Genomic DNA, 22,073 nt, shown 5'->3' on the forward strand with positions numbered 1-22,073 from the left:
CGTTCTCCGAAACGGGGCCTAAAGCAGTCCGTGTTTCCTGAATTCGGCCTGCTCGTCCCCGCTGATCCAGCCGAACACCTTGAGCTTGCCGCCACGCCTTTCCAGGAGATAACTGACCTCGAAATCAATGGTAATGAGCGCCGCCTTCTTGTTCTGGTACTCTCCGGCCCATTGCACCTTTGCCACGCAGTGGTCTCGATCGATCGGCGTCACGGACACGTCCTTGCACGTCATCTTCCTGGCGCCGATTGTCCTGTAGCCCTCGAAGCCCTTCTTCATGATTTCGATCAGTTGCTTGCCGTTTTCGCCGGCCATGACCGCGCCAGGGGTGACGGAGATGAAGGCGGACGAATAGATGTCGGCGACATCCTTCAAATCGGCTTCGGGCAACAGCGCGTCATTGTAGAATTCCGCATAGGCCGCGAAGAATTTCGCGACCTCGGTTTCGGCAATCATCGTCCTGCTCTCCCCTGAACCGCCGGTTCGCTGTTTCACAAAACGGTGAACAGCTCGACGCAATTCCGGACGGGAAAGGACGCTCCTATCTCAGCGAGATGGCCAGCCCGCTCAGGTCGGCGTTGACCTGCAGGCCCACCTGTTTGCCCGTGAGTTGGAGCTGGGCGCCCTTGTCGTTTGTCATCACGATCACCTGGGCGCCTTTGCCGAGCGTGCCGCCGCCGCCGGCCGCGCCGTAGACGCCGGTCACGTCCCGCGCGCGCCTGATGTGGCGCACGGTGCCGCGGAAATAGGTCTTGGAGACGCCGAAGGCGAGGCCGCCCGAGACGCCGCCGATCGAGATGGGATAGCTTTTACCATGGAAGGTGAACGTCCCTTCGCCACCGGAGCCGCCGACGAAGAACGCCGCCTTGTAGACGGAGAAACGGATCGTGCCGCTGTCGGCATGCGCGGCGCTGGCCAAGCTGACGCCCACGGTGGCGATGGCGGCAACGGCGATTGAACGAAATCCGGATGAAATTTTCATGACGAGAGCTCCTCAAAGATCGCCGCTTATCCATCGGCCTGGTACGACGCATATCAAAGTCTTAGCAGAACAGTCTTGCCCCGGCTTTGGTTCCAAGCACAACTTTTCGTTTCGATCCAATCGCGGCTTTTGGATGACTGACGACGGATGACCGTTTCTGGCGCAAACCAGACATCGTGTCCGAACACATTTTCGCTATCGACACACAGCGGTCGATTTTCGTAAAGGGCGAATGGCGGTGTTGGCCGGCGACCTGCCCATCGGGCCATGTCCTTGTGGGGTGGGAGTTCCGTGTGCTGTCCACAAAGGTTGGGAAAGGCTTCGGGATGAGAATTGCGATGGGGCTTGCAATGTCCGCGTTGGCCGCGACGATGGCTGGATGCGCGACCTCTCCGGTCGACTATGGAGCCTCGCTTTCGCAGCAGGACCAGAAATGGGCGACGCCGCAATGCCAGCAAGCCCGGGCGGCGGCTTCGGACTACGCGGTCCGCGAAAAAACGCATCCGGGCTGGGAATTCGTCGCCCTTGGCCCCTATGGATTGGGAATCATAGCGGCCACCAAGGAGCAGGAGCAGAAGCAGCGAAAGCGGCTCGCCCGCGACGTGCATCTGCAATGTTCGAGCCTGCCGCTGCCGCAGGAATTGCAGGGCGACCTGGGGCCTGCCGGCCCAGACAAGGCGAAATATCCATAACCGGGAACGAGTGCGGATACGATCCTCGACGGAAAATCGTTACGTTTTCCTGCGCTAGCGCAGGAGTCCTTCCGCCTCGAACGTGTCCCAGCCTTCGAGCTTTGGCGCATCGTCAGAGCCCGAAATTCTGGTCTTGCGGGCGTTGCCCGACCGCTTGCCGGCTCGCGTCAGTGCGGCCTTGCCGGCGGCGCGCCGTCTGTTCTCGGACGCTTCCTTCGCATCTTCCTCCCGCCAGGCGGTCGCCAGGTCACGGTCGAGAACGTCCTCGATGTGCCGTGGATCGAAGACGTGGAAGGTCACGGCCTTGGATCGCCCGCGCATCTTCACGGTGCGCGTGCCGATGCTTTTCAGGCGACCATCCCTGAGCCATTTGTGGCGCTCGCGTGAGGAAATGGTGAGAATGTCCTCGGCCTCGCGCGGCAGCACGGCCAGCGCTTCGATCCCTTCCAGTGTCCTGGCAATGGTTGCCGAGGCGGCCCGAAACGCATCCGCGTCGGTCTGCACCATGCGCAACACGATGCGGCCTGTCTCGGCCTTGGCGAATTTCCTCACCGTCCAAGGCAGCCTGGCCCGAACCTCGCGTTCGATCCCCTTCAAGCGCATGGAGGACCCCAGTGTCGCCGACGGCGGGAGCGGCCATTCGGCGACCATTGACGCGGTACCCGTGCCTTGCTCGGATGCGCGACCAGCGTTCTTCGCGATTGCCGCCGCGATGCCGCTCAGGATGTTCCGCAGGGGGCCGCGCTGCTTGGCTGCAGTTTTCATGTCTCATTTTCGCTCATCAGATGCCTGCCGTGGAACGATCATTCGCACAACAGACAACCGAAATCAGGCTCAATCAGTTCCCTGGCCATGCGCATTCCCGAGGCGCTGATCACACTTCTCCTCGTCCCATCGACGCCCGATCGACCCTTGGAATGCACTTGGTCCGAGTCGGCGGGCGATCCTATTAACTTGAGGCGGTGTGTTGAGGGAGGGCGCCCTGGACTGCGCGGCCAGCGATAAGCAAGAAATCCGGTGCCGCTTTTGGCAAACACATCGTCCGCTGTTCCAGGATAATGTGCTGGCTGAATAAGCTTGAGACAAGACGGTTTCGAACAACAATGGCCAGGCGGTTTGCGTTTCTCTTGGTTCGCGACTTCACCCTGTCGCCGCTGTCGCTGTTCATCGACACGCTGCGGCTGGCGGGCGACGAAGGTGACCGCAGCCGCAGGATAGAGTTCGACTGGGAGATCGTCGGCGAACGCGGCCTGCCGATCCGGGCGAGTTGCGGCGTCGAATTGCTGCCGACCGGGGGGATCGGCAATCCGGAGGACTTCGACAATGTCGTCGTGGTCGGCGGGCTGCTCGACACCAACCGCAGCCTGAGTTCCGAGAAGGAGGCGTTCCTGTTGCGGGCCGCCGGCAAGGGGGTGCCCCTGACGGCGCTCTGCACGGGCAGCTTCGTGCTCGCGCGCTACGGCCTGCTCGATGGCTATAGCGCCGCCGTCAGCTGGTTCCACATCAAGGATTTCCGCAGCCGGTTCCCGGAGGTGAACGCTCATGCCGACAGCCTGTTTACCGTCGACCGGGGCCGCTCGACATGCGCCGGTGGCACCGGCGCCGCCGACCTTGCCGGCCACTTCGTGTCCCAGTTCATCGGCCAGAAGGCGGCTGAAAAGGCCGCCAAGATCCTCGTCCTCGACCGGATCAGAAGCAGCAGGGACGTGCAGCCCGTGGGCGACCTGTTTCCTGGTGCGTCGAGCCGGGCGGTGAAACGCGCTTTGCTGTTGATGGAGAGCAACCTCCAGGAGACGCTGTCGGTCGCCGAGATCGCAAGCCGCCTGAACTGCTCGCGGCGCCAGCTCGAACGGCTCTTCGGATCGGAACTGGGCATCGGCCCAATGGCCGCCTATCTGGCGCTCAGGGTGCATCATGCGAAGTCGCTGCTGGAAGGCAGCGACCTGCAGATCGGCGACATCGCCTACCGCTGCGGCTTCACCAATGCCGGCCATTTCAGCCGCGTGTTCCGCCAGCAGACCGGCATCACGCCGACGCATCTCAGGCATCCAAACCGCATGCCCGGCGGAGCCATGATACAATGAAGTCCGCAACGTGAAGTGCGGGGTCTAGGAAATCCGCCGCCCGCTGTCGTCGAGCAGGACGCAGCCCTCCGGGTCGAATCCGAGGTCGATCGCCTCGCCTTCGCGAAGCACGCGGCCAGTGATCGGCGTGTTGGCGCGGAGGCTGGTCTTGCCGCCGATGTCGATCTCGTAGATTGCGCTGCCGCCCAGATACGAGGCCGAGACGACGCGGCCAGTGAGCCGGTTGCCGCTCGTTCCAGCACCGACCGAAAATTTCTGCGGCCGCACCACGACCGTGACCTTGCTGCCGTCTGCAAGCGGCCTAGGACACGCCACGCTGATCGTCTGCCCGGTGGCAAGCAGCACGGCTTGGCCGGACCTGCTCACGGTCCCGGCAAGCATGTTGGCCTTGCCGAGGAAGTCGGCGACGAAGGCGGTGGCCGGCGTCTCATAGACCTGCTCCGGAGTGCCGATCTGCTCCACCGCGCCGGCGTTCATCACCACGATGCGATCCGACATGGAGAGCGCTTCCTCCTGGTCGTGCGTGACGAAGATGGCGGTGATGCCGGTTTCCTTCTGGATCTTCTTGATCTCGACGCGCATCTCCTCGCGCATGTTGGCGTCAAGCGCCGACAGCGGCTCGTCCAGCAGCAAGACCTGCGGCTCGAAGACGATGGCGCGGGCAAGCGCGATGCGCTGCTGCTGCCCGCCCGACAGCTGCGACGGCAGCTTCTTCTCGCTGCCCGGCAGCCGCACCATCTCGAGCGCCTTGCCGACCTTGCGGGCGATCTCGGGCTTCGGCACGTTGCGGTACTTCAGGCCGAACGCGACGTTGTCGAACACGTTCTTGTGCGGGAACAGCGCGTAGCTCTGGAAGACCAGCCCGATGTTGCGCTTGTAAATCGGGATGTCATCGACCCGCCGCCCGTCGATCATGATCTGGCCGCCCGAAATGTCGACCAGGCCGGCGATGGAGCGCAGGATCGTGGTCTTGCCGCAGCCCGAGGGCCCGAGCAGGGTGACGAAGCTGCCCTTGCGGATCGAGAGCGAGAAATCGCGCACCGCGACGAACTTGCCGTAGGCGATGTCGATGTCGCGGAACTCGACCGCCGGGCTGTCTGCCTCGGCGGCCGCGCTCGCGCCGGCTGCCCCGGCCAGGACAGGCCGGGGATGGAGTGTCGTGTCCTGGCTGTCAGGCACCTTTGGAGATCCTGTTCCACTGCTTGGTCCAGGCGTCCTCGTTGGTCGCCCAGTAGGTCGGATCGGCGAAGGTCAGCGACTTCATCGTGCCCGTCTTGTCGAACGCCGGCAGCTTCTCGATCTTCTCGGTCAGCTTGACCTTGTTGGGGTCGAGCGACGGCGGATAGCTCTGGCCCTCTGCCACCGCGATCGAGGTCGCCGGGTCGAGCATGAAGTTGATGAGCTCCTCGCACTCGGCCATCGGCGAGCCCTTCAGGATCAGCATGTCCTCCATCCAGGCATAGGAGCCGGCCGGATCGAGATAGCCGATCGGATGGCCCTGGTCCTGCAGCGCGGCGACGCGGCCCGACCAGGCATCGGTCACCACGATCTCGCCCTTGGAAAGCAGATCCATCAGCTCCGCGCCGGAGCTCCAGAACTTCTTGGCGAGGTCGCGCGTCTCGCGCACCTTGGCCCAGATGGCGTCCATGTCCTTGAGATTGTTGGGATCCTGCCCGGTGGCGAGCGCCGCGTACCAGACCCGCGTCGTCATGTCGGAATAGCCGCCGACCTTGCCGGCGTATTTCTTGTCGAGCAGCAGTGCCGCGCCCTTTTCCTTGGCTTCCTCCGGCGAGATCACCTTGGTGTTGTAGGCGATACCCGTCGTGCCGTAGTCATAGGGCACGGCCGAAAGCTTCGGCGTCAGCTTGCGGAACGGCTCGATCATCGGCTGCAGCACGTTGGCCATGTTGGGAATGTTGGCCTCGTTGATCTCCGAGGTCAGGCCGGCGTTCACATATTTGATGTAATAGTTGACGCCCGAGGAATGGATGACCTGGTAGTCGCCGGGCTTGGCGGTCTTGATCTTGGTGATGATCTCGTCCTCGTCGCCGAACGTGCCCTGGACCACCTTGATCTTGGTCTTGGTCGTGTAGGGCTGGAAGGCGAACTTGTCGATCGCGTCCTGCACCGTGCCGCCCCAACCGTCGAAGCGAACCTCCTGGACCGCGGCGAGCGCCCGGCCCATCCAGGGCATGGAAAGGCCCGCCGAGGCTGCCGCGGCGGCGGTCAGCGTCAGGAAGGTGCGGCGGCTCAAATCGCCATTGGCATATCGGTCGTGCAGTCGTTCCAACCGCTTTGTGGTGGTCAGTTTCATTGTGTTTCCTCCTTTGGTTCGCCACGTCGTCTCAGTTTTGTCAGGCTTTGCAGGATCAGGCCGCCGATCAGCGGGATGCCGACGGTCACCAGGATCATCACGGTGCCGAGCGCGTTGATTTCCGGACTGATCGAGATCTTGAGCATGGAAAGGATCTGGGTGGGCATGGTCTCGACGCCTGCCGGCCGCCAGAACAGGCTGGCCGAAGTGTTGTCGAACGAGATGGTGAAGGCGAGCAGCGCGCCGCCGACCACGGCCGGGATGAGCAGCGGCAGCGTGATCTCGCGGAAGGACGAGAAGCGCGAGGCGCCAAGCGACAGTGCCGCCTCCTCATAGACGCGCCGGATGCCGATTATGCGCGCCTGGGCGATCAGCACGACATAGGGCACGGCCAGCAGGATATGGCCGAGCACCAGGAGCAGCATGGTTCTGGGCTGGTCGACGGCCTTGATCAGCACCAGCAGGCCGACGCCGAGGATTGTTTCGGGCACCAGCGCCGGCAGGATCACCAGCGTGCTCAGCGCCTGCTTGCCGCGAAATTCGAAGCGCACCAGGGCAAACGCCGTGGTGACGCCGATGGCGGTGGTGACGATGGCGGTGACCAATGCGATCCACAAGGACGTGCGGAAGGCGGCCAGCACCGCGTCGTTGGCCATCAGCTTGCCGTACCATTGCAGGCTGAAGCCGGTCATCGGGAAGCCGCCGAACATCGAGGCGTTGAACGACAGGATCACTGTCGCCACGATCGGCGCGAACATGAAGATATAGACGCAGACCGTGACGAAGCCGGTCAGCCGCCAGGCCCATCTGCCTTCCTGCTTGCGCCGGGTCCCGCTCATCCGCCAAGCCCCGTCATCCACCCAGTCCTTTGACGATCTGCGACATGCCCATGTAGCGCGTGTAGACGGCGGCGAAGACGCCGAGCACGATGAACAGCACGATCGAAAGCGTGGCGCCCATCGGCCAGTTCAGCTCGCCCATGATGGTGTCGTAGATCAGGTTGCCGAACAGCGCGTCGCGGCCCGAGCCGAGAAGCTGCGGCGTCACATAGCTGCCGGCGGCCAGCACGAAGCAGAGCAGCAGGCCCGCCGCCAGGCCGGGCAGCGACAGCGGCAGCGTGACCTCGCGGAACGCCTGCGCGCTCGTGCAGCCCATCGAGCGGGCCGCCGAAATCAATGTGCGATCAATGCTCTCCAGGCTGACATAGATGTTGAGGATCATGTAGGGCAGCAGGAAGTGCAGCATGCCCAGGATGACCGCGCCTTCGTTATAGAGCATCGGCAGCGGCTCGTTGATGATGCCCAATTTCAGCAGCGCGACGTTGATGACGCCCTGTTCGCCCAGGATGTTGATCCAGGAAAAGGTGCGGATGGTGAAGCTGATCCAGAACGGCACGATCAGCAGAAGCAAGAGCAGCCATTTGTGCCTGAAGGTCGTGGCCCAGATGAAATAGGCGGGGAAATAGCCGAGCACGCCGCAAAGCAGCGCGGTGATCGCGCCGACCCGCAGCGTCTTCACAAGGAAGCCGGAATAATAGCTGTCGGTGAGGAATTCGTGCCAGTTCGCGGTCGTCAGCGCGCTCGTTTCCACGCCGGCGGTGACGAAGGTGAAGAAGGTATAGCCGGCCATCACGGCGATCGGCAGGACCAGGAAAAAGATCAGCAGCAGGAGCACCGGCGCGACGAGCATCCAGGCCAGCCGTGGATCATACAATGTCCATCGTCGTTTCATGAGCACCCGGACGTTCGCGCCTTCTTGGAAGCGCTTATTTTGTTCCCGGCGCCAAGATTGGGTGATTGCAAGCGCGATGTCTACAGTGGGCGATTGAGCCAGTGGATTTCAGCCCGTTCCCTGCTGGGATAGACGCCAATTTTCGGCGGACGGGGTCGCTGCGCAACCCCGCCTTGCACCTTCGAGCGACAAACACGTCGAGGAGGCTTGGTCGGCGCGCCTCAGCCCTTCGAGATACCGCGCGCAATCAGGCGGGCAAGGCGCTCGGAAAACGCCCTGGCGTCGGCCGGCTTGTCGCCGTCGAGCACGCGCGCCTCGTCGTAGAGCAGGTGGGCGGCATCGTCCTTGAAGGCCTGCTCGTCGTCGCCGAGGCTGGCGAGCGCCCGGACGCGCTCGTGGCGGGGGTTGATCTCGAGGATCGGCTTGGCCGTCTTGTCGAGGCGTCCGGCGGCGTTGAGCAGCCGCTCGAACTGCCGATCCGGTCCATGTTCGGGCGCTACCAGGCAGACCGCGCTTTCGGTCAGGCGGTCGGAAGGCTTGACGTCCGACACGGCTTCGCCAAGCGCTGCCTTGACGAAGGCGAGGAAGCCGTCGACTTCGGGCGTAGCCGCCGTGTCCGGCCTCTTCGCCTCGTCGAGCAAGGGAATGTCGGAAAGTTCGGCCACGCCCTGCGTCACCGACTTGAACGGCTTGCCGTCGAATTCCGGCGCCATCGACGTCCAGAAACTGTCGACCGGGTCGGTGAGCAGCAGCACCTCGATGCCGCGCGCCTTGAAACCTTCGAGCTGCGGCGAGGCTTCGAGGCGGGCGCGGTCGTCGCCGGCCATGAAGAAGATCGCCTTCTGGCCTTCCTTCATTGCGCTGGCATAGTCGGCAAGGCCGCGCCAGCCTTCGCCCGAGGCCGTCGAGCGGAAGCGGGCGAGCTTCAAGAGCTGCTCGCGCCGCTCGTGGTCCTCGTAGAGCCCTTCCTTGAGGACGACGCCGAAGTTCTCCCAGATTTTCGCATAGGCCTCGGGCTCGTTCTCGGCCAGCTTCGAAAGATCGCCGAGCACGCGATTGGTCAGGCCCTTGCGGATCGCGGCCAGCAACGGGCTTTCCTGGATCATCTCGCGCGAGACATTGAGCGGCAGGTCGGCGGAATCGACCAGCCCGCGCATGAAGCGCAGATAGCGCGGCAACAAATCGGCATCGTCGGTGATGAAGACGCGGCGCACATAGAGCTTGATGCGGCCCTTGCGGTCCTGGTCGAAGAGGTCGAAGGGACGCGAGCCGGGCACGAAGGCGAGCACTGAGTATTCCTGCCTGCCTTCGGCGCGGAAATGGATGGTGGCGGCCGGCTCGTCATACTGGCCGGCGAGGCTACGGTAGAAATCGGTATATTCCTCGGGCTTGATCTCGCTTTTCGGCCTGACCCAAAGGGCCGTGCCATCGGCAATGTCGCGTGCCTCGGCGCCGGGTTTCTCGACGAGCGTGATCGGCACGGGCACGTGGCCCGACTGCGATTTCGCCAGCTGCTCGAGCCGGTAGGAGCCGGTATAGGACACGGCATCGTCCATCAGATGCAGCACGACGCGGGTGCCGCGCCTGGGAGCGGCTTCGAGCGGGGCGGGCGCGATCTCGTAGGAACCCTTGCCGTCGGACGACCAGCGCCAGGCCTCGTCGCTTCCCGCCAGGCGGCTGATGACGTCAACGCGGGTCGCCACCATGAAGGCGGAGTAGAAGCCGACGCCGAACTGGCCGATGAGTTGCGTGTCTTCGCTGGCATTGCCGGTGCCGACGCGCTCGATGAAGGCGCGCGTGCCCGAGCGCGCGATCGTGCCCAGCGCCTCCGTCATGTCGTCGCGGCTCATGCCGATGCCGTTGTCCTCGACGGTGATCTCCTTGCTGTCGGGATCGGCTGAAATCGAGATGCGCGGCTTGGGGTCATCGGCCAGCAATTCCGGATGACTGACCGCCTCGAAGCGCAGCTTCTCGCAGGCGTCGGCGGCGTTGGAAATCAGTTCGCGCAGGAAGACGTCCTTGTCGGAATAGACCGAGTGCACCATCATGTGCAGCAGCCGCGAAACATCCGCCTCGAATGCCTTGGTTTCCGTCGCTTTCGTGTTTGTCGTCATTCAGATTTTCCCACGCTGTTCATCCGCCCGCCGCGCCATGCACGATCCAGGTTCGTCCTTCAACCATTTTCAATTGCTCTGGCGACTCTGTTCAAAGGCCAGCGCGCCGACAATATCGTGACGCGATGCGCAGGCGGCAAGGGGGCGGAATCGGCGCCGGCGGCGAAACTGCCAATCTCCCCCCTCGTGGGGGAGATGCCCGGCAGGGCAGAGGGGGGCGTGAAGGAACTCGGCCTTGCTTATTTGCTGGGCTACGCGGTGCGCGCCCCTCCAAAGGCAAAAGTGATCCACTGAGACGTCGGCGGGACAGCGCGCCCCTCTGGCCTGCCGGCCATCTCCCCCACAAGTGGGGAGATTGGCAGCTTCGGCGCCGCGCCCTACTTCCCCGCCATATGGTCGGCAAGCGCCTGCGCCTGGGCAAGCAGTGCGGGGAAGACGGGGTTGTCAGGCAGGCTCTTGCCCATGCAGGCGCGGAAGTCGCCGTCGCCTTTCGCCCAGGCGGCGTCGGCGGCATCGGATGTGTTTTCGTCGCTGTCGCCGGTGGCCTGCTTGACCAGCTTCTGGGCGGCGGCATCGGCGGCGGTCCAGACCGCGTCGCAGGCCGCGATCTTCGGGACGGGAGGTGTCGCCGGCGCCTCGGCGATCATGACGCTGTTGCCCTTGACCAGCGTGACGACGACCTCCTGGTCGTAGTTCGGCCCGACATCCTGCGCCCAGCCGCCGAGGCGGGCGATCGCCATGTCGGCGCCGTCGGGCGTCTTCAGCTTGAAGTCGAGCGTGCCGGTGAAAGCGGCGTCGCTGCCGATGGCCTGGGTGTAGAAGGCATCGAGCTTCAGCGCAGCGTCGAAGCCGGTGGGCAGTTTGAGATCGGCGTCGGTCTCGGCGGCGCGCGACTGCAGCCAGCGCTCGACCAGCCCGCGTGTCGACGCCACGACGCTGGGGCCGTCCTCGGTGCCGTGGCGCAGCCCGTCCAGCATGCCGAATCCGACATCGGAGGAACTGAGGCTTTCGATGTTGATCGTGCCGGCCGCCGGAAAACCCTTGACCGTGAAAGGTCCCAGAAGCGTGGAAAGGCGCTGTTCGAGATCGGCGCGGGCCTTGTCATTGGCCGCATCGAGCGTTTCCACGGGAGCGTTGGCGCTTTCCATCGCGGCGATGGCCGATATCGCCTTGTCGCGCGCGGCGATGTAGTCGTCCTCCGGCGAAGCCGCATAGGCCGCACCGCTCGCCAGCGCCAACACCAAAGTCCAGACCAGACGCATCGCGGAACCTCCGTTTTTACAAGCTCTTCGCGTGGCTTGGTGGCGATTGTGCGGCGGTGAAGTCATGGTGAGGCGTCGCCGATATCGGGGACGCCGGATCAGCTTTGGCACCGCCGGCAACCGCCGTATCAGGAAGACGATGAAACCTTCCGATATCCAGGCCGTTATGGCCGTTGTGGCAGACATCAAATCCAAACCCAAGCCGGTCGGCGGCGCCAAACCAAACGGTGCCAGGAAGCCCCGCCAGCGGGAGGCCCCCGATGTCGAGGCGGCTTCCGAGGTCGTCGGCGAGGCCGCACCGCCGCCGGAGGCGGTGGAGCCTGATCCGCAACTGAGCCCCGAACAGGCCGAGCAGGCGCGCAAGAAATACCTGCTGAAGCGGTTCTGGATCAGCGCGCGCGGCTATTGGAGCCGGCGCGGCGACAAGCTCGCGTGGCCGTGCACGATCGGGCTCCTGATCCTGATCTGCGTCAATGTCGGCTTCCAGTATGGCATCAATGTCTGGAACCGCTCGATCTTCGACGCCATCGAACAGCGCAATGCGCCGACCGTCTATTTCCTGAGCGCCGTGTTCGTGCCGCTGGTGCTTGGCAGTGTCAGCCTCGTCGTCGCGCAGGTCTATCTGCGCATGACGATCCAGCGCCGCTGGCGCTCCTGGCTCACCACGTCGGTCATCGGCCGCTGGCTCACCAATGGCCGCTACTACCAGCTCAATCTCGTCGGCGGCGATCACCAGAACCCGGAAGCTCGCATTGCCGAGGATCTGCGGATCGCCACGGAATCGCCCGTGGATTTCATCTCCGGCGTCATCAACGCCTTCCTGGCCGCGTCGACCTTCATCGTCGTGCTGTGGACCATCGGCGGCGCGCTGACGCTGCCGATCGGCGGGTCGACCGTCAACATTCCGGGCTTTCTCGTCATCACCGCGGTCATCTACGCAGCGATCACTTCCACCTCGATGGTGGTCATCGGCCGGCATTTCGTCGAGCTCTCCGAGCAGAAGAACCAGGCGGAAGCGGAATTTCGCTACACGCTGACGCGCGTGCGCGAAAACGGCGAGAGCATCGCCTTGCTCGGCGGCGAGGAGGAGGAGCGCAGCGGCATCGACAGGACCTTCGCCGGCGTGCTGAAGCGGTGGGGGATGCTTGCCGGCCAGCACATGCGCACGGCGCTGGTCTCGCAGGGGTCGAGCCTGTTCGCGCCGGTTGTGCCGGTGCTGTTGTGTGCGCCAAAATTCCTCGACGGCTCGATGTCGCTTGGCCAGGTGATGCAGGCGGCGTCCGCCTTTGCCATCGTGCAGGGCGCGTTCGGATGGCTGGTCGACAATTACCCGCGTCTTGCCGACTGGAACGCCTCGGCACGGCGCATCGCCTCGCTGATGATGTCGCTCGACGGACTCGAACGCGCGGAAGAGAGCGACGCGCTTGGGCGCATCAATCGCGGCGAGACCAAGGACGACACGATGCTGAGCCTCAACAATCTCTCGGTGTCGCTCGATGACGGCACCGCCGTGGTCAAGGAAACCGAGGTGGTGATCCAGCCGGGCGAGCGACTGCTGGTGGCCGGCGAATCCGGCTCTGGCAAGAGCACGCTGGTGCGGGCGATAGCGGGCCTGTGGCCGTGGGGCGGCGGCAGCGTCGATTTCCATCCGGGCAAGCGCATGTTCATGCTGCCGCAGCGTCCCTACATTCCCTCGGGCACGCTGCGCCGGGCAGCGGCCTATCCAGGTGCTGCCGACGACTGGACGGTTCCGCAGATCAAGGCCGCCCTCGACAAGGTCGGGCTCGGTCATCTCGGCGACAAGATCGACGAAGACGCGCCATGGGACCAGACCCTGTCGGGCGGCGAGAAGCAGCGGCTGGCCTTCGCCCGGCTCCTCCTGCACGCGCCCGACATCATCGTGCTGGACGAGGCGACGGCGGCACTCGACGAGAAGAGCCAGGACAAGATGATGGAAACCATCATCCGCGAATTGCCCGATGTCACCATCGTGAGCGTCGCGCACCGGGCCGAGCTGGAGGCCTTCCACAGCCGCAAGATCACGCTCGAGCGGCGCAAAGGAGGCGCCAAGCTCGTCAGCGATATCGATCTCCTCCCGCGCAAGCGCAGGGGCTTGCTCGGCCGCGCCTTATGGGGTTCCGGCGCCTTGGCCGAGAAGTCGCTCGAGCGCGGCGGCATCCCCCATAAAAAGAACTGACGTCCGGCGCGTTCTTACTCCCGCTGCGGATGGCCAATCAGGCGCGCAATTCTTGCCCATGCGCCTTCGCCAGGTCGGCCATGCTGTCGAAGCGGAAGTCCACCTTCGGCATGTCGCCGGGATGCATGGTGGCGCCAAAACCCTGATCGGCGTGCCGGCGCTGGATCCAGCATGATTTTAGGCCAAGGCCATTGGTCACGGCATGGTCATGGAACAGGCTTTCGGCCGTGTGCAGGACCTCCTTGTCGCTGATCCCGAGCGTCGCCAGCTTTTCCAGCATATAGTCGAAATTCCGGGGCGACGGCTTGTAGGAACCGATATCCTCCGCCGTGTAGACCGCGTCGAAATCGACGCCGAGTTTCCTGTTGCTGAAGGAGAAGCTCGTATTGTCGACGTTGGAGAGGATGGCGAGCTTGTAGTGCTTCTTGAGGTATTGCAGGGCGGCGGCGGTGTCGGCAAAGGCCGGCCAGTCCTTCACGCTCTGGCCATAGTCGATGCATTCCTCCGGCGCGGCCACGACGCCCCATTCCTCGGCGAGCCGCTTGTAGACGACAGCCAGAAGGTCGCTGTAGCGTTTTTGCGGTGTCCAGTTCTGCTGGCTGGATTCGTGTCTTGCATGCGCCTGCAGGATATCGTCGCGGCTCAAGGCGCCGCCAACCCGCTGGGTCAGCGGCTTCAGGGCTTCGATCATGCCGGATTCCCAATCTATGAGGGTGCCGTAGCAGTCGAAGGTCAGGGCCTTGAAATCAGTCAGCTTCATGGGGTTCACTCCCTTGGGTTGGATGGTTGGTTTGGTGCGGGATCACGATCAATCGGCCGATTGCCCGGCGGGCTGCCCGACCGGGCGCGGACCGGTCTTCGATGTCGTGCCGCGCGACGATGTCAGCCAGACACCGAACAACGTCACCGCAAGGCCGAGGACCATCGCCAATGAAAGCGGCTCGCCGAAGAGCAGCCAGGCCCAGAGCATCGTCACCGGCGGGCTGAGATAGATGACGCTGCTGACCTGCGCGGCGCTATGGAGGCGCAGGCTCGCATAGTAGACGCCGTAGCAGAAGAAGGTCGAAAACAGCACCAGCCAGGCGATGCCGAACTCGAAACGGCCATCAAGCGGCGGCATCAGTCCGCCATTCCATCCGGCGCAGGCGGCAAAGAAGATCGCCGCCGTCAGGCATTGGATGCACAGGCTCTGGTGGATGGGCATGTTGATGGTGCCCATCCGCTTCTGCAGCACGGTCGCCAGGGCAAAGACCATCATGGAAGCGATGGTGACCATGTACGCCCAGGCCGGTGCTGTCCCGAGGCTGAGGCTGTTCACCGAAACGATGAGAACGCCGGCCACCCCGAGCGCCGTTCCGGTCCATTGCCTCGATGTCAGCCGATGGCCCAGCACGGGCTGCGAAAGCGCCGCGATGGCGAGGGGGACGAGGTCCGAGATCAGCGCGACGAGGCCGGTCGGCACGCGCTGGCCGATGGCAAGCGCGAAGCCGCCGAGATAGAGGAACATCATCGCCACGCCGAACGCCATCTGCCGCATCAGGGCGCCAGCGCCGATGCGCGGCCCGACCATGAGCGCGAAAGGCAGAAGGACCAGCCCCGACATCAAGGTGCGCCAGAACAGCACCAGCATGACGTCGGCGCTCTCGCTGGCATAGCGGATGCCGACAAAGCCGGAGCTCCAGCTTACGACCAGGGCCGCCGCCAGAAGTGGCCAGGCCAGGCGATGGTACAGAGGTTTAGGCGTCATGCGGTCTCTTCGTCGAGGCGGCGCCGGCGGGCGCCAAGCGGATCACTGCCAATCCCAGGTGCCGACTTTATGGCGGCGCGCATGCGCCTTTGCACATGACAAATTTCGATGAATCCATGAAATAGCCACGAAATCTGGCATATCCATTTGCCTGAGAACCGGTTCCGCGCCAGGACCTGGAGCGTTGGTTTAGTTTCGAACGAGGATTGTCATGGCTGGAGTGATGAGCCGCCGCCTGGATGTCGATGCCTTGCGGGCGATGGTGGCGATCGAGAAACATGGCGGCGTCACCCGGGCGGCCGAGATCCTCGGCCTGTCGCAGTCGGCCGTCAGCCACAAGATCAGGCGGCTGGAAGCGAGCCTCGACTGCGAAATCCTCAGCCGCAAGGCCAATGCGCCGATGTTCACCAGCTCAGGGCAGGATCTCTTGGGCTACGCACGGCGCATCCTGGGCATCCATGACGAGGCGATCCTCAGCCTGTCGAAGAGCACGCTGCAAGGCAAGATCGCGTTGGGGATGACCGAGGATACGACCTGCACGGACCTGTCGCGCATCCTTGGCCGGTTTCGCCGGCTCTACCCCGAGGTGAGCGTGCGCACGCAAGTGCGCATGAGCCTGGCCTTGCAGAAGCTGCTGGGCGAGGGGGCGCTCGACGCGGCCATCATCCAGGTGTTCCAGCACGAGGTCCGCCCCACCGACGTCGTGCTCTTCCGCGAGACGCTGCATTGGGTGAAGTCGCCCGAGCTCACATTATCGAAGGGCGAACCCGTCCCGTTTCTGTCCTTCGACGAGAACTGCTTCTATCGCCGCTGGGGCCTCGATCTCGGCCAGGACGAGGGAACCGTGTTCGAGATCGTCTTCGAATGTTCGAGTGCGGCCGGCATCACCGCCGGCGTGACCTCCGGGCTCGGCGTCGCGCTGCTCAGCCAGCGGCATCTGCAACCCGGCATGGAGATTGTCGACAAAACGTTCCCCAAGCCGCCGGATCTAGCCTACGTCATCCGCCGCGCCCGCAACGCCCGCAATCCGGCATTGGAGACGCTAGTGCGGGAGATCGAGGCCGAGGTGCGGCGCCAGGGGGCGCTGCAGATCGTGGGGTGAGGGGGGTGGGCTATCTGGAGCACAACGAGTTCTCCGTGCCTGCGCCGACCAAGCTAGACGTCTGCTTTGCGCCTCAAGCATGACGTTCCCACGCTCGCGTCCAAACGCCAGAAGCGGACATCGCTTATGCTCAGGGAATTGGCGAGTTTGCCCTAAGCAAAAGAAAACGCCATTTTCTCTCTGAATCCTGAGCCGCGTAGAACCTTACTCTCGCCTGGACGTTTAGGTTCGACGAACGGATTTTCAAAGATCGTCATGGCACGCTCCACAGTGATCGCAATCGGCGCCTCGGCGGGCGGGGTCGATGCGTTGCGCGATCTCGTTGCCAAGCTGCCGGAAGCGTTTCCAGCCTCGATTCTGATCGTGTTGCATATCGGCGCCCATCGAAGCGAACTACCCGCGATATTGAATGCCGCCGGACCTGTGCCGGCAAAACATGCCACCAACTACGAACAGATCTCGTCCGGCCAAATCTATGTCGCGCCGCCCGATCACCACATGATAGTCTCACATGGCAAGCTGCGTCTGTTGAGAACTCCGAAGGAGAACTGGGCGCGCCCGGCGATCGACCCCTTGTTTCGTAGCGTGGCCGAGGCCTATGGTCCAAATGCGATCGGCGTGGTCCTGACCGGCTATCTGAATGACGGATCGCTGGGACTGGGGGAAATAAAGCGCCGCGGCGGCATTGCGATTGTCCAGGATCCCGACGATGCGGCGTATCCGGAAATGCCGGGCAGTGCTGCCGCTCACGTGGCGCTGGACTACCGCGTGGCGCTCTCCCGCATGCCCGGATTGCTTGTTGAACTGGTCAACAGAAAGGCAGGAAAGGAAGCGGCTATGCCGAACAAGTCTTCTCAACCTGAGGCCGAGGGGGTTTCTCCGACCATCGACGGCGAAAAATTCGATCGCCCGCTGGCGCTGACCTGCCCGGAATGCGGTGGCGCGCTCCTTAAATCCCAGAATGGTACGATCATCAAGTTCGACTGCCATATAGGTCACAGCTACACCGGGGAGGTCCTGGCCTCTGCCCAATTCGACGAGATGGAGCGGGTTATGAGGGCCGCAGTGAGAATTCTAAACGAGCGGGCTGAATTTTGTCTGGAAATGGCCGAGCAAGCACGCTTGCAGGAACCTGACGCCGCTGGACCCTGGGAAGCTGCCAGCAAGCAGGCGCTGGATCGGGCCTACAAGCTTCGCGTTCTCGTCGAGCAAGACTGGCTCATGCCGGAAACCTTCGGTGCAATGTCGGGGCGCTCGTCTCGGATCAGCGGCTAGACGTGGCAAAGCTCGCCGCAATTGCCCGCTCCAACTCCTGCGGAGCGTAAGGCTTGGCCAAAGTGGTTATGTGGCGATAGCCGTCCACTAGACCATCGCTCCCGTATCCGCTCACAAACAGGAACGGAATGCCGCGCTGCTTCAGAACGTCGGCGACCGGAAACGATCGCGTGCCGGCCAAGTTTATATCAAGGATCGCGAAATCGATCTCCTCATCGCGCGCAAAGACAATCGCCTCGTCCAGGTTATCGACCGGACCTGCAATCCGGTACCCCATTTCCCCCAGCAAATCCGCCAGATGCAAGGCAATAAGGAACTCATCCTCTACGATCAGAATCTTGCTTGCTGGACGCGTCGCCACTATTGCCACCCAAGAACTCCCGTCCTGCGGGCATGGGCGCATCTATGATGCAAACAACGCCGGAGGACTTATACGCAACGTTCACATTACCGTGCAGTTCCGCAGCGAGAGCCTTCTCGATCAGGCGCGAGCCGAAGCCCTTTCGCTTCGGCGTGCTTGCCGGCGGGCCGCCGCTTTCTTCCCAACGCAAGGTCAAGCGACGGTCCTGACCTTCTCCTTCAAGGCGCCAGATGATCGTGACATGCCCGTCCTGGGTAGAAAGCGCGCCGTATTTTGCCGCGTTGGTGGATAACTCGTGCAACGCCATTGAAATCGCAAGCGCCGCACTCGGTGTAAGCTGGATGTCCGGACCTTCAATCCGGAACCGGGTTCCATTCCCGGAATGAGGTTTGACGGTATCGGCGACAATCTCATCCAGTTTCGCACTGGTCCAGCTTTCGCGAGTGAGTACGTCGTGTGCCTTTGCCAGATTGATCAGCCGGGACCCGAATGCTTCTCGCGCCTCTTCCATGGTCAAGGCATTACTCAAGGTCTGGGAGGCGATGGACTGGACGACCGCCAGCGTGTTCTTGACCCGGTGATTAAGTTCACCGATCAGGATCTTCCGATGTTCGTCGGCGCGCCGCCGCTCGGTCATGTCGCGTGCGATCGTCGATGCTCCGATGACCTTGCCTTGATCATCTTCAAGCGGTGAAATCGTCAAGGATACCCAGACCAGGCTGTCATCCTTGCGCCGACGGATGGTTTCAAAGTGCTCGATGTGCTCTCCTCGGCCAAAGCGGTCCAGAATATTCGCCTCTTCGCCGTGGCGATTGGAGGGGACCAAGGTCATGATGGATTTGCCCACGATTTCGTCAGGCGAGTAGCCGAACAGGCGTTCAGCGCCCTTGTTCCAGCTCGTTATCATACCCTTGAGGTTTTTGCCTATGATGGCGTCATCGGAGGATTGAACGATCGCCGCGAGCCGCTCCGCAAGCGCCTCGGCCCGCTTGCGCTCGGTGATGTCCACCAACATGTTTACCGCGCCGGTGACTTCGCCAGTGGCATCGCGAAGCAGGGTTGGATAGGAAATGTAGGGTACACGAGTACCATCCGGCCTCTCGCACACCGCCTCAGCTCCCCCCTTTACTTGCCGCTTTTCTTTCAGGGCTATCGCCAAGGGGGATTCATCGTGCGGCAGCAACTCTCCATCCGGCCTATATAGTCGCCAGGAGCCGTTCCATCGATCCGAACCAAGTTTCGGCTCGCGGCCCCAGAGTTCGACGGCGGCCGGGTTGTAAAAAGTGAGCCGGCCCGAGGCGTCGGTTGTGTAGACCGCGTTCGGGAGAGCTTCGATAAGATCGCGAAGGCGCTTTTCGCTTCGCATGGTCTCGTCTTCGCTCTGCTTGCGCTCGGTGATATCGCTGAAAGTGACCACCACCCCTGCAATCCGATTGTCGCGGGTACGGTAGGGCAACATGCGCCGCGAGTACCAGCGGCCGGCGTCGCTTGGCACCTCTGCAACGATCGGGGCAAGCTTTTTCAGCACCGTTTCGGCATCAATTATCAGGTTATCGTCTGCGAACTTGCGCGCGAAGTGGGCGATCGGACGGCCAATGTCGGTCGAAACAAGATCGAAGAGTTCCTTGGTCGCGGGAGCGAACCATTTGATGCGCAGTTTTTCATCGAGGAACAGCGTCGCGGTTTCGGATCCGGCCAACAGATTGTTGAGATCATTGGTGGCCGCTTCCAACTCGCCGATCTTGTGCTGAAGCTGGCTATTGACAGTGTTCAGTTCCTCGTTGAACGACTGGAGTTCTTCCTTGGAGGTTTCCAGTTCCTCGTTCGTGGACTGAAGCTCCTCGTTCATCGAGGTCGCTTCCTCGTTCGACGCTTTCAGCTCCTCATTGGCGGTTTCAAGATGCTCGACAGTGCTCCGCAGCTCGGCGCGCGTCGCTTTCAGTTCTTCCTGAAGCGCGCGTTCACCAGCGGCAATTTCCGCCGTTTCGTCCCGCGGAGCTGCCGGGCCACCGCCGGCCTGAGGCCCCTCCGGTGTGAAGCTCACGAGCAGATGGCCGCTCTCTCCAGGCCGACCAGTCAGCGGCATGACAGTCATGGTGACCGCACCGGTCTTGCTGGACCGGGTGCGTGCACTGACTGTGACGCTTCTGTTTTCCCTGGAAGCGTCACGGATTGCGGATCGAAGTTTGAGAGCGAGCCCTTCGCGGACCATGCTCAGCAAATCCCTCGTCGGTTCGCCGGGCGGCTGCTCCAGATAATCCCTTGTCGTTCCATGAAAATAGAGCGCGCGGCCCTTGCGGTCGATTAGGACGGATGCCGGAGCATAGCGTTCAAGCAAGGCGCGCCGCGCAGCTTCTGCGACCGATGCTGCCGAGTCGGGCGGGGGTGACGCTGGCTTGTCAGTCTGATCTGGTCCCACGGGTCCGCGATGCTCCCGGTAGTCGATGAGGTCATGCCGCGTCGGTCCGACGCGGCGGTATATCCGCCATTTCTTCGAGCAGCTCTCAAACAGATCGTCGAGGTGGCCGACCGTCTCGGCATTACCAAGGAACAGATGTCCGCCCTGACGCAGCGCGAAATGACAAAGTGCGATGACACGCTGCTGCGCGTCGGGTTCGAGATAGATCAGGAAATTGCGGCACGAAACCAGATCCAGCCGGGAAAAGGGCGGATCGCGCAACAGATTGTGCTGCGCAAAGACGATCGTGTCGCGAAGTTCCTTGCTGACCTGATAGTTGCCATCCAGTCTTTCGAAAAAGTGCTGGATGCGCTCCGGCGGGAACTCGGCCACTGCCGCCGCCGGATAGACGCCATCGCGGCCCTTGCGAAGGTTGTCTTCCTGCGCGTCGGTGGCAAACACCTTGAGATCGAACCGCTTTCCGGCGGCAGCCGCGTGCTCCATTACCAGCATGGCAATGGAATAGGCTTCCTCGCCCGTCGAACAAGCAGGAACCCAGATCCGTATCGTGGCCCCTGACTCTCTTTCGGCGACCAGTGGAGCGATCACCAGATCCGATAACGTTTTCCACGCCTCGGCGTCGCGGAAGAATCCGGTCACGTTGATCATCAGGTCCGAGACAAGCGTGGTGATTTCCTCGGGATTGGCCCGCAACTCGTCCAGATACCCGCTAAGCGTCTCGATGTTCTTCAGGCCTAAGCGGCGGTAGATGCGCCGCCGCTGGGTGCTGCGCTTGTAGCTGCTGAAATCATATCCGCTCCGGGCGCGCAGAATTTCGAGAACCTGCTCGATCTTCGCCTCGCCACCGCCCAGTACGGCAGGTGCGGTTTCGATTGGAGCGGCGACATAACCATGGCGAGTGTAAGCAAGTATCACGTCCGGCATCTGTTCAGGTGCAAGGACATGGTCGGCCAAATTCGCCGCTATGGCGCTCCTCGGCATACCGTCGAATTTCGCGGTTTCGGGGGCTTGAATGAGGCTCATGCCGCCCTCGGCCCGGATGTCCTTCAAGCCCTCGGTGCCATTGCTGCCGGTTCCCGACAAAACGATGGCGATGGCCCGTTTCCGCTGGTCCGACGCAAGCGATCGGAACAGGACATCGACGGGATGGCGGTTGCCGCGGACCTCTGCCGGTCGGGACACGTGCAGCCCGCCATCGCTGATTTTGAGGTCGGTATCGGGAGCGATCACATAGACCCGATCGGAAACGATTCGCATGCCGTCCACGACTTGCGCAACCTGCATGGTCGTGTGAGATGCCAGAACGCGCGCCATCTCGCTTTCGTGCTTCGGGTCGAGATGCAAGACGACCACGAAGGCGCAACCGCTGTCCGCCGGCATCGCATCGAAAAAGCGGCCAAGCGCCTCGATGCCGCCGGCTGACGCGCCGATGCCGACGACGGAAATGGTCGGAGACTCAACATTGGTTTCCTGAGGGGCGTCCGGACGGGCCTGAGCGCTCCGGACTGGCGGGGGCGGTTCAGCAGGCGCGTCGGCTTTCGCTTTTGATCGCCTTTGAGGTCTCCCAGTTTCTTCGTTTGCCATCGATTTTTACGTTTCACATGCTCTCAGCGGGCCACCGAATTCGGTCCCTAAGGTATCTGCCAAGAGCCGCGCGGCCCAAAGCTTGCGCTGATTTTCGCACCCCACCTCATCCCCGGCAACTCTATTTGAATCGACGCTGATTTCGAACTCGCCTTTGGGTTACCTCAGGCCGATCTGTACCGACCTAAAAGTCCGCTCCTGAAGATCCG

Annotated in this window: 18 protein-coding genes; 5 read left to right on the forward strand and 13 right to left on the reverse strand. The window is 62.8% G+C overall.

Annotation, left to right across the window (positions count from 1 at the left end):
- Positions 1-18: 18 nt before the first annotated feature.
- Together EN808_RS17560 and EN808_RS17565 are read right to left on the reverse strand one after the other, a co-directional pair.
- A complete protein-coding gene (locus tag EN808_RS17560) occupies positions 19-456 on the reverse strand; it encodes a nuclear transport factor 2 family protein (protein WP_135916506.1) in 438 nt (145 codons plus the stop codon).
- Between the two features lie 85 nt (positions 457-541).
- Positions 542-982, reverse strand: a complete 441-nt coding sequence (locus tag EN808_RS17565; RefSeq protein WP_127277665.1) for a hypothetical protein — start codon at positions 980-982, stop codon at positions 542-544.
- 326 nt (positions 983-1,308) lie between these two features.
- Here EN808_RS17565 and EN808_RS17570 point away from each other — a divergent pair, with 326 nt between their 5' ends.
- Positions 1,309-1,674, forward strand: coding sequence for a hypothetical protein (locus EN808_RS17570; RefSeq protein WP_127277664.1), 366 nt, complete (start codon positions 1,309-1,311; stop codon positions 1,672-1,674).
- A 54-nt stretch (positions 1,675-1,728) separates the two neighbouring features.
- Here EN808_RS17570 and EN808_RS17575 read toward each other — a convergent pair whose 3' ends face one another.
- Positions 1,729-2,439: a hypothetical protein gene (locus EN808_RS17575; RefSeq protein ID WP_135916507.1), complete on the reverse strand. Its 711-nt coding sequence runs from the start codon at positions 2,437-2,439 to the stop codon at positions 1,729-1,731.
- Positions 2,440-2,777: 338 nt separating this feature from the next.
- Between EN808_RS17575 and EN808_RS17580 the strand changes: the two genes are divergently transcribed.
- Positions 2,778-3,758 (forward strand): GlxA family transcriptional regulator, encoded by a 981-nt coding sequence (locus EN808_RS17580; protein ID WP_127870262.1) that lies wholly within the window; start codon positions 2,778-2,780, stop codon positions 3,756-3,758.
- Between the two features lie 24 nt (positions 3,759-3,782).
- Here the strand turns inward: EN808_RS17580 and EN808_RS17585 are convergent, their stop codons facing one another.
- The 6 genes from EN808_RS17585 to EN808_RS17615 form a co-directional block, all read right to left on the reverse strand.
- Positions 3,783-4,937 (reverse strand): ABC transporter ATP-binding protein, encoded by a 1,155-nt coding sequence (locus tag EN808_RS17585; RefSeq protein WP_135916508.1) that lies wholly within the window; start codon positions 4,935-4,937, stop codon positions 3,783-3,785.
- Positions 4,930-6,072: an ABC transporter substrate-binding protein gene (locus EN808_RS17590; protein WP_127280705.1), complete on the reverse strand. Its 1,143-nt coding sequence runs from the start codon at positions 6,070-6,072 to the stop codon at positions 4,930-4,932. The genes EN808_RS17585 and EN808_RS17590 overlap by 8 nt, the downstream gene beginning before the upstream one ends.
- Entirely contained in the window at positions 6,069-6,911 is an 843-nt protein-coding gene (locus EN808_RS17595) for an ABC transporter permease (protein WP_135916509.1), read from the reverse strand. Before EN808_RS17595 ends, EN808_RS17590 begins: the two co-directional genes overlap by 4 nt.
- A 13-nt stretch (positions 6,912-6,924) precedes the next feature.
- Positions 6,925-7,803: an ABC transporter permease gene (locus tag EN808_RS17600; RefSeq protein WP_135916510.1), complete on the reverse strand. Its 879-nt coding sequence runs from the start codon at positions 7,801-7,803 to the stop codon at positions 6,925-6,927.
- 221 nt (positions 7,804-8,024) lie between these two features.
- Positions 8,025-9,917: a molecular chaperone HtpG gene (htpG, locus tag EN808_RS17605; protein WP_135916511.1), complete on the reverse strand. Its 1,893-nt coding sequence runs from the start codon at positions 9,915-9,917 to the stop codon at positions 8,025-8,027.
- Between the two features lie 377 nt (positions 9,918-10,294).
- Positions 10,295-11,179 carry a hypothetical protein gene (locus tag EN808_RS17615; RefSeq protein WP_135916512.1) on the reverse strand — a complete coding sequence of 295 codons (885 nt, stop codon included), beginning with the start codon at positions 11,177-11,179 and terminating at the stop codon, positions 10,295-10,297.
- 175 nt (positions 11,180-11,354) lie between these two features.
- Between EN808_RS17615 and EN808_RS17620 the strand changes: the two genes are divergently transcribed.
- Positions 11,355-13,376, forward strand: coding sequence for an ABC transporter ATP-binding protein/permease (locus tag EN808_RS17620; RefSeq protein ID WP_135916541.1), 2,022 nt, complete (start codon positions 11,355-11,357; stop codon positions 13,374-13,376).
- Between the two features lie 37 nt (positions 13,377-13,413).
- On the opposite strand, the gene EN808_RS17625 is transcribed toward EN808_RS17620, so the two are convergent.
- Positions 13,414-14,136 (reverse strand): haloacid dehalogenase type II, encoded by a 723-nt coding sequence (locus EN808_RS17625; protein WP_135916513.1) that lies wholly within the window; start codon positions 14,134-14,136, stop codon positions 13,414-13,416.
- Positions 14,137-14,184: 48 nt separating this feature from the next.
- Entirely contained in the window at positions 14,185-15,123 is a 939-nt protein-coding gene (locus tag EN808_RS17630) for a DMT family transporter (RefSeq protein WP_135916514.1), read from the reverse strand.
- A gap of 211 nt (positions 15,124-15,334) precedes the next feature.
- On the opposite strand from EN808_RS17630, the gene EN808_RS17635 reads away from it, so the two are divergent.
- Complete coding sequence (locus EN808_RS17635; protein ID WP_135916515.1) at positions 15,335-16,225, forward strand: LysR family transcriptional regulator; 891 nt, start codon at positions 15,335-15,337, stop codon at positions 16,223-16,225.
- Between the two features lie 255 nt (positions 16,226-16,480).
- On the forward strand, positions 16,481-17,500 hold the full coding sequence (locus EN808_RS17640; protein WP_135916516.1) for a chemotaxis protein CheB: 1,020 nt from the start codon (positions 16,481-16,483) through the stop codon (positions 17,498-17,500).
- On the opposite strand, the gene EN808_RS17645 is transcribed toward EN808_RS17640, so the two are convergent.
- Complete coding sequence (locus tag EN808_RS17645) at positions 17,490-17,870, reverse strand: response regulator (RefSeq protein ID WP_245525091.1); 381 nt, start codon at positions 17,868-17,870, stop codon at positions 17,490-17,492. The two genes, EN808_RS17640 and EN808_RS17645, sit on opposite strands and share 11 nt — an antisense overlap.
- Positions 17,818-21,864 (reverse strand): chemotaxis protein CheB, encoded by a 4,047-nt coding sequence (locus tag EN808_RS17650; protein ID WP_135916517.1) that lies wholly within the window; start codon positions 21,862-21,864, stop codon positions 17,818-17,820. The genes EN808_RS17645 and EN808_RS17650 overlap by 53 nt, the downstream gene beginning before the upstream one ends.
- Positions 21,865-22,073 lie beyond the last annotated feature (209 nt).

Source organism: Mesorhizobium sp. M8A.F.Ca.ET.165.01.1.1 (assembly GCF_004792065.1).
Lineage (GTDB): Bacteria > Pseudomonadota > Alphaproteobacteria > Rhizobiales > Rhizobiaceae > Mesorhizobium.

What these genes read in the sequence shown, in the direction of transcription:
- EN808_RS17600 (WP_135916510.1), bottom strand. Translation starts at nt 7,803, where the DNA reads ATGAAACGACGATGGACATTGTATGATCCACGGCTGGCCTGGATGCTC.
- EN808_RS17635 (WP_135916515.1), top strand. Translation starts at nt 15,335, where the DNA reads ATGGCTGGAGTGATGAGCCGCCGCCTGGATGTCGATGCCTTGCGGGCG.
- EN808_RS17595 (WP_135916509.1), bottom strand. Translation starts at nt 6,911, where the DNA reads ATGAGCGGGACCCGGCGCAAGCAGGAAGGCAGATGGGCCTGGCGGCTG.
- EN808_RS17590 (WP_127280705.1), bottom strand. Translation starts at nt 6,072, where the DNA reads ATGAAACTGACCACCACAAAGCGGTTGGAACGACTGCACGACCGATAT.
- EN808_RS17580 (WP_127870262.1), top strand. Translation starts at nt 2,778, where the DNA reads ATGGCCAGGCGGTTTGCGTTTCTCTTGGTTCGCGACTTCACCCTGTCG.
- EN808_RS17630 (WP_135916514.1), bottom strand. Translation starts at nt 15,123, where the DNA reads ATGACGCCTAAACCTCTGTACCATCGCCTGGCCTGGCCACTTCTGGCG.
- EN808_RS17650 (WP_135916517.1), bottom strand. Translation starts at nt 21,864, where the DNA reads ATGGCAAACGAAGAAACTGGGAGACCTCAAAGGCGATCAAAAGCGAAA.
- EN808_RS17565 (WP_127277665.1), bottom strand. Translation starts at nt 982, where the DNA reads ATGAAAATTTCATCCGGATTTCGTTCAATCGCCGTTGCCGCCATCGCC.
- EN808_RS17625 (WP_135916513.1), bottom strand. Translation starts at nt 14,136, where the DNA reads ATGAAGCTGACTGATTTCAAGGCCCTGACCTTCGACTGCTACGGCACC.
- EN808_RS17640 (WP_135916516.1), top strand. Translation starts at nt 16,481, where the DNA reads ATGGCACGCTCCACAGTGATCGCAATCGGCGCCTCGGCGGGCGGGGTC.
- EN808_RS17560 (WP_135916506.1), bottom strand. Translation starts at nt 456, where the DNA reads ATGATTGCCGAAACCGAGGTCGCGAAATTCTTCGCGGCCTATGCGGAA.
- EN808_RS17575 (WP_135916507.1), bottom strand. Translation starts at nt 2,439, where the DNA reads ATGAAAACTGCAGCCAAGCAGCGCGGCCCCCTGCGGAACATCCTGAGC.
- htpG (WP_135916511.1), bottom strand. Translation starts at nt 9,917, where the DNA reads ATGACGACAAACACGAAAGCGACGGAAACCAAGGCATTCGAGGCGGAT.
- EN808_RS17570 (WP_127277664.1), top strand. Translation starts at nt 1,309, where the DNA reads ATGAGAATTGCGATGGGGCTTGCAATGTCCGCGTTGGCCGCGACGATG.
- EN808_RS17615 (WP_135916512.1), bottom strand. Translation starts at nt 11,179, where the DNA reads ATGCGTCTGGTCTGGACTTTGGTGTTGGCGCTGGCGAGCGGTGCGGCC.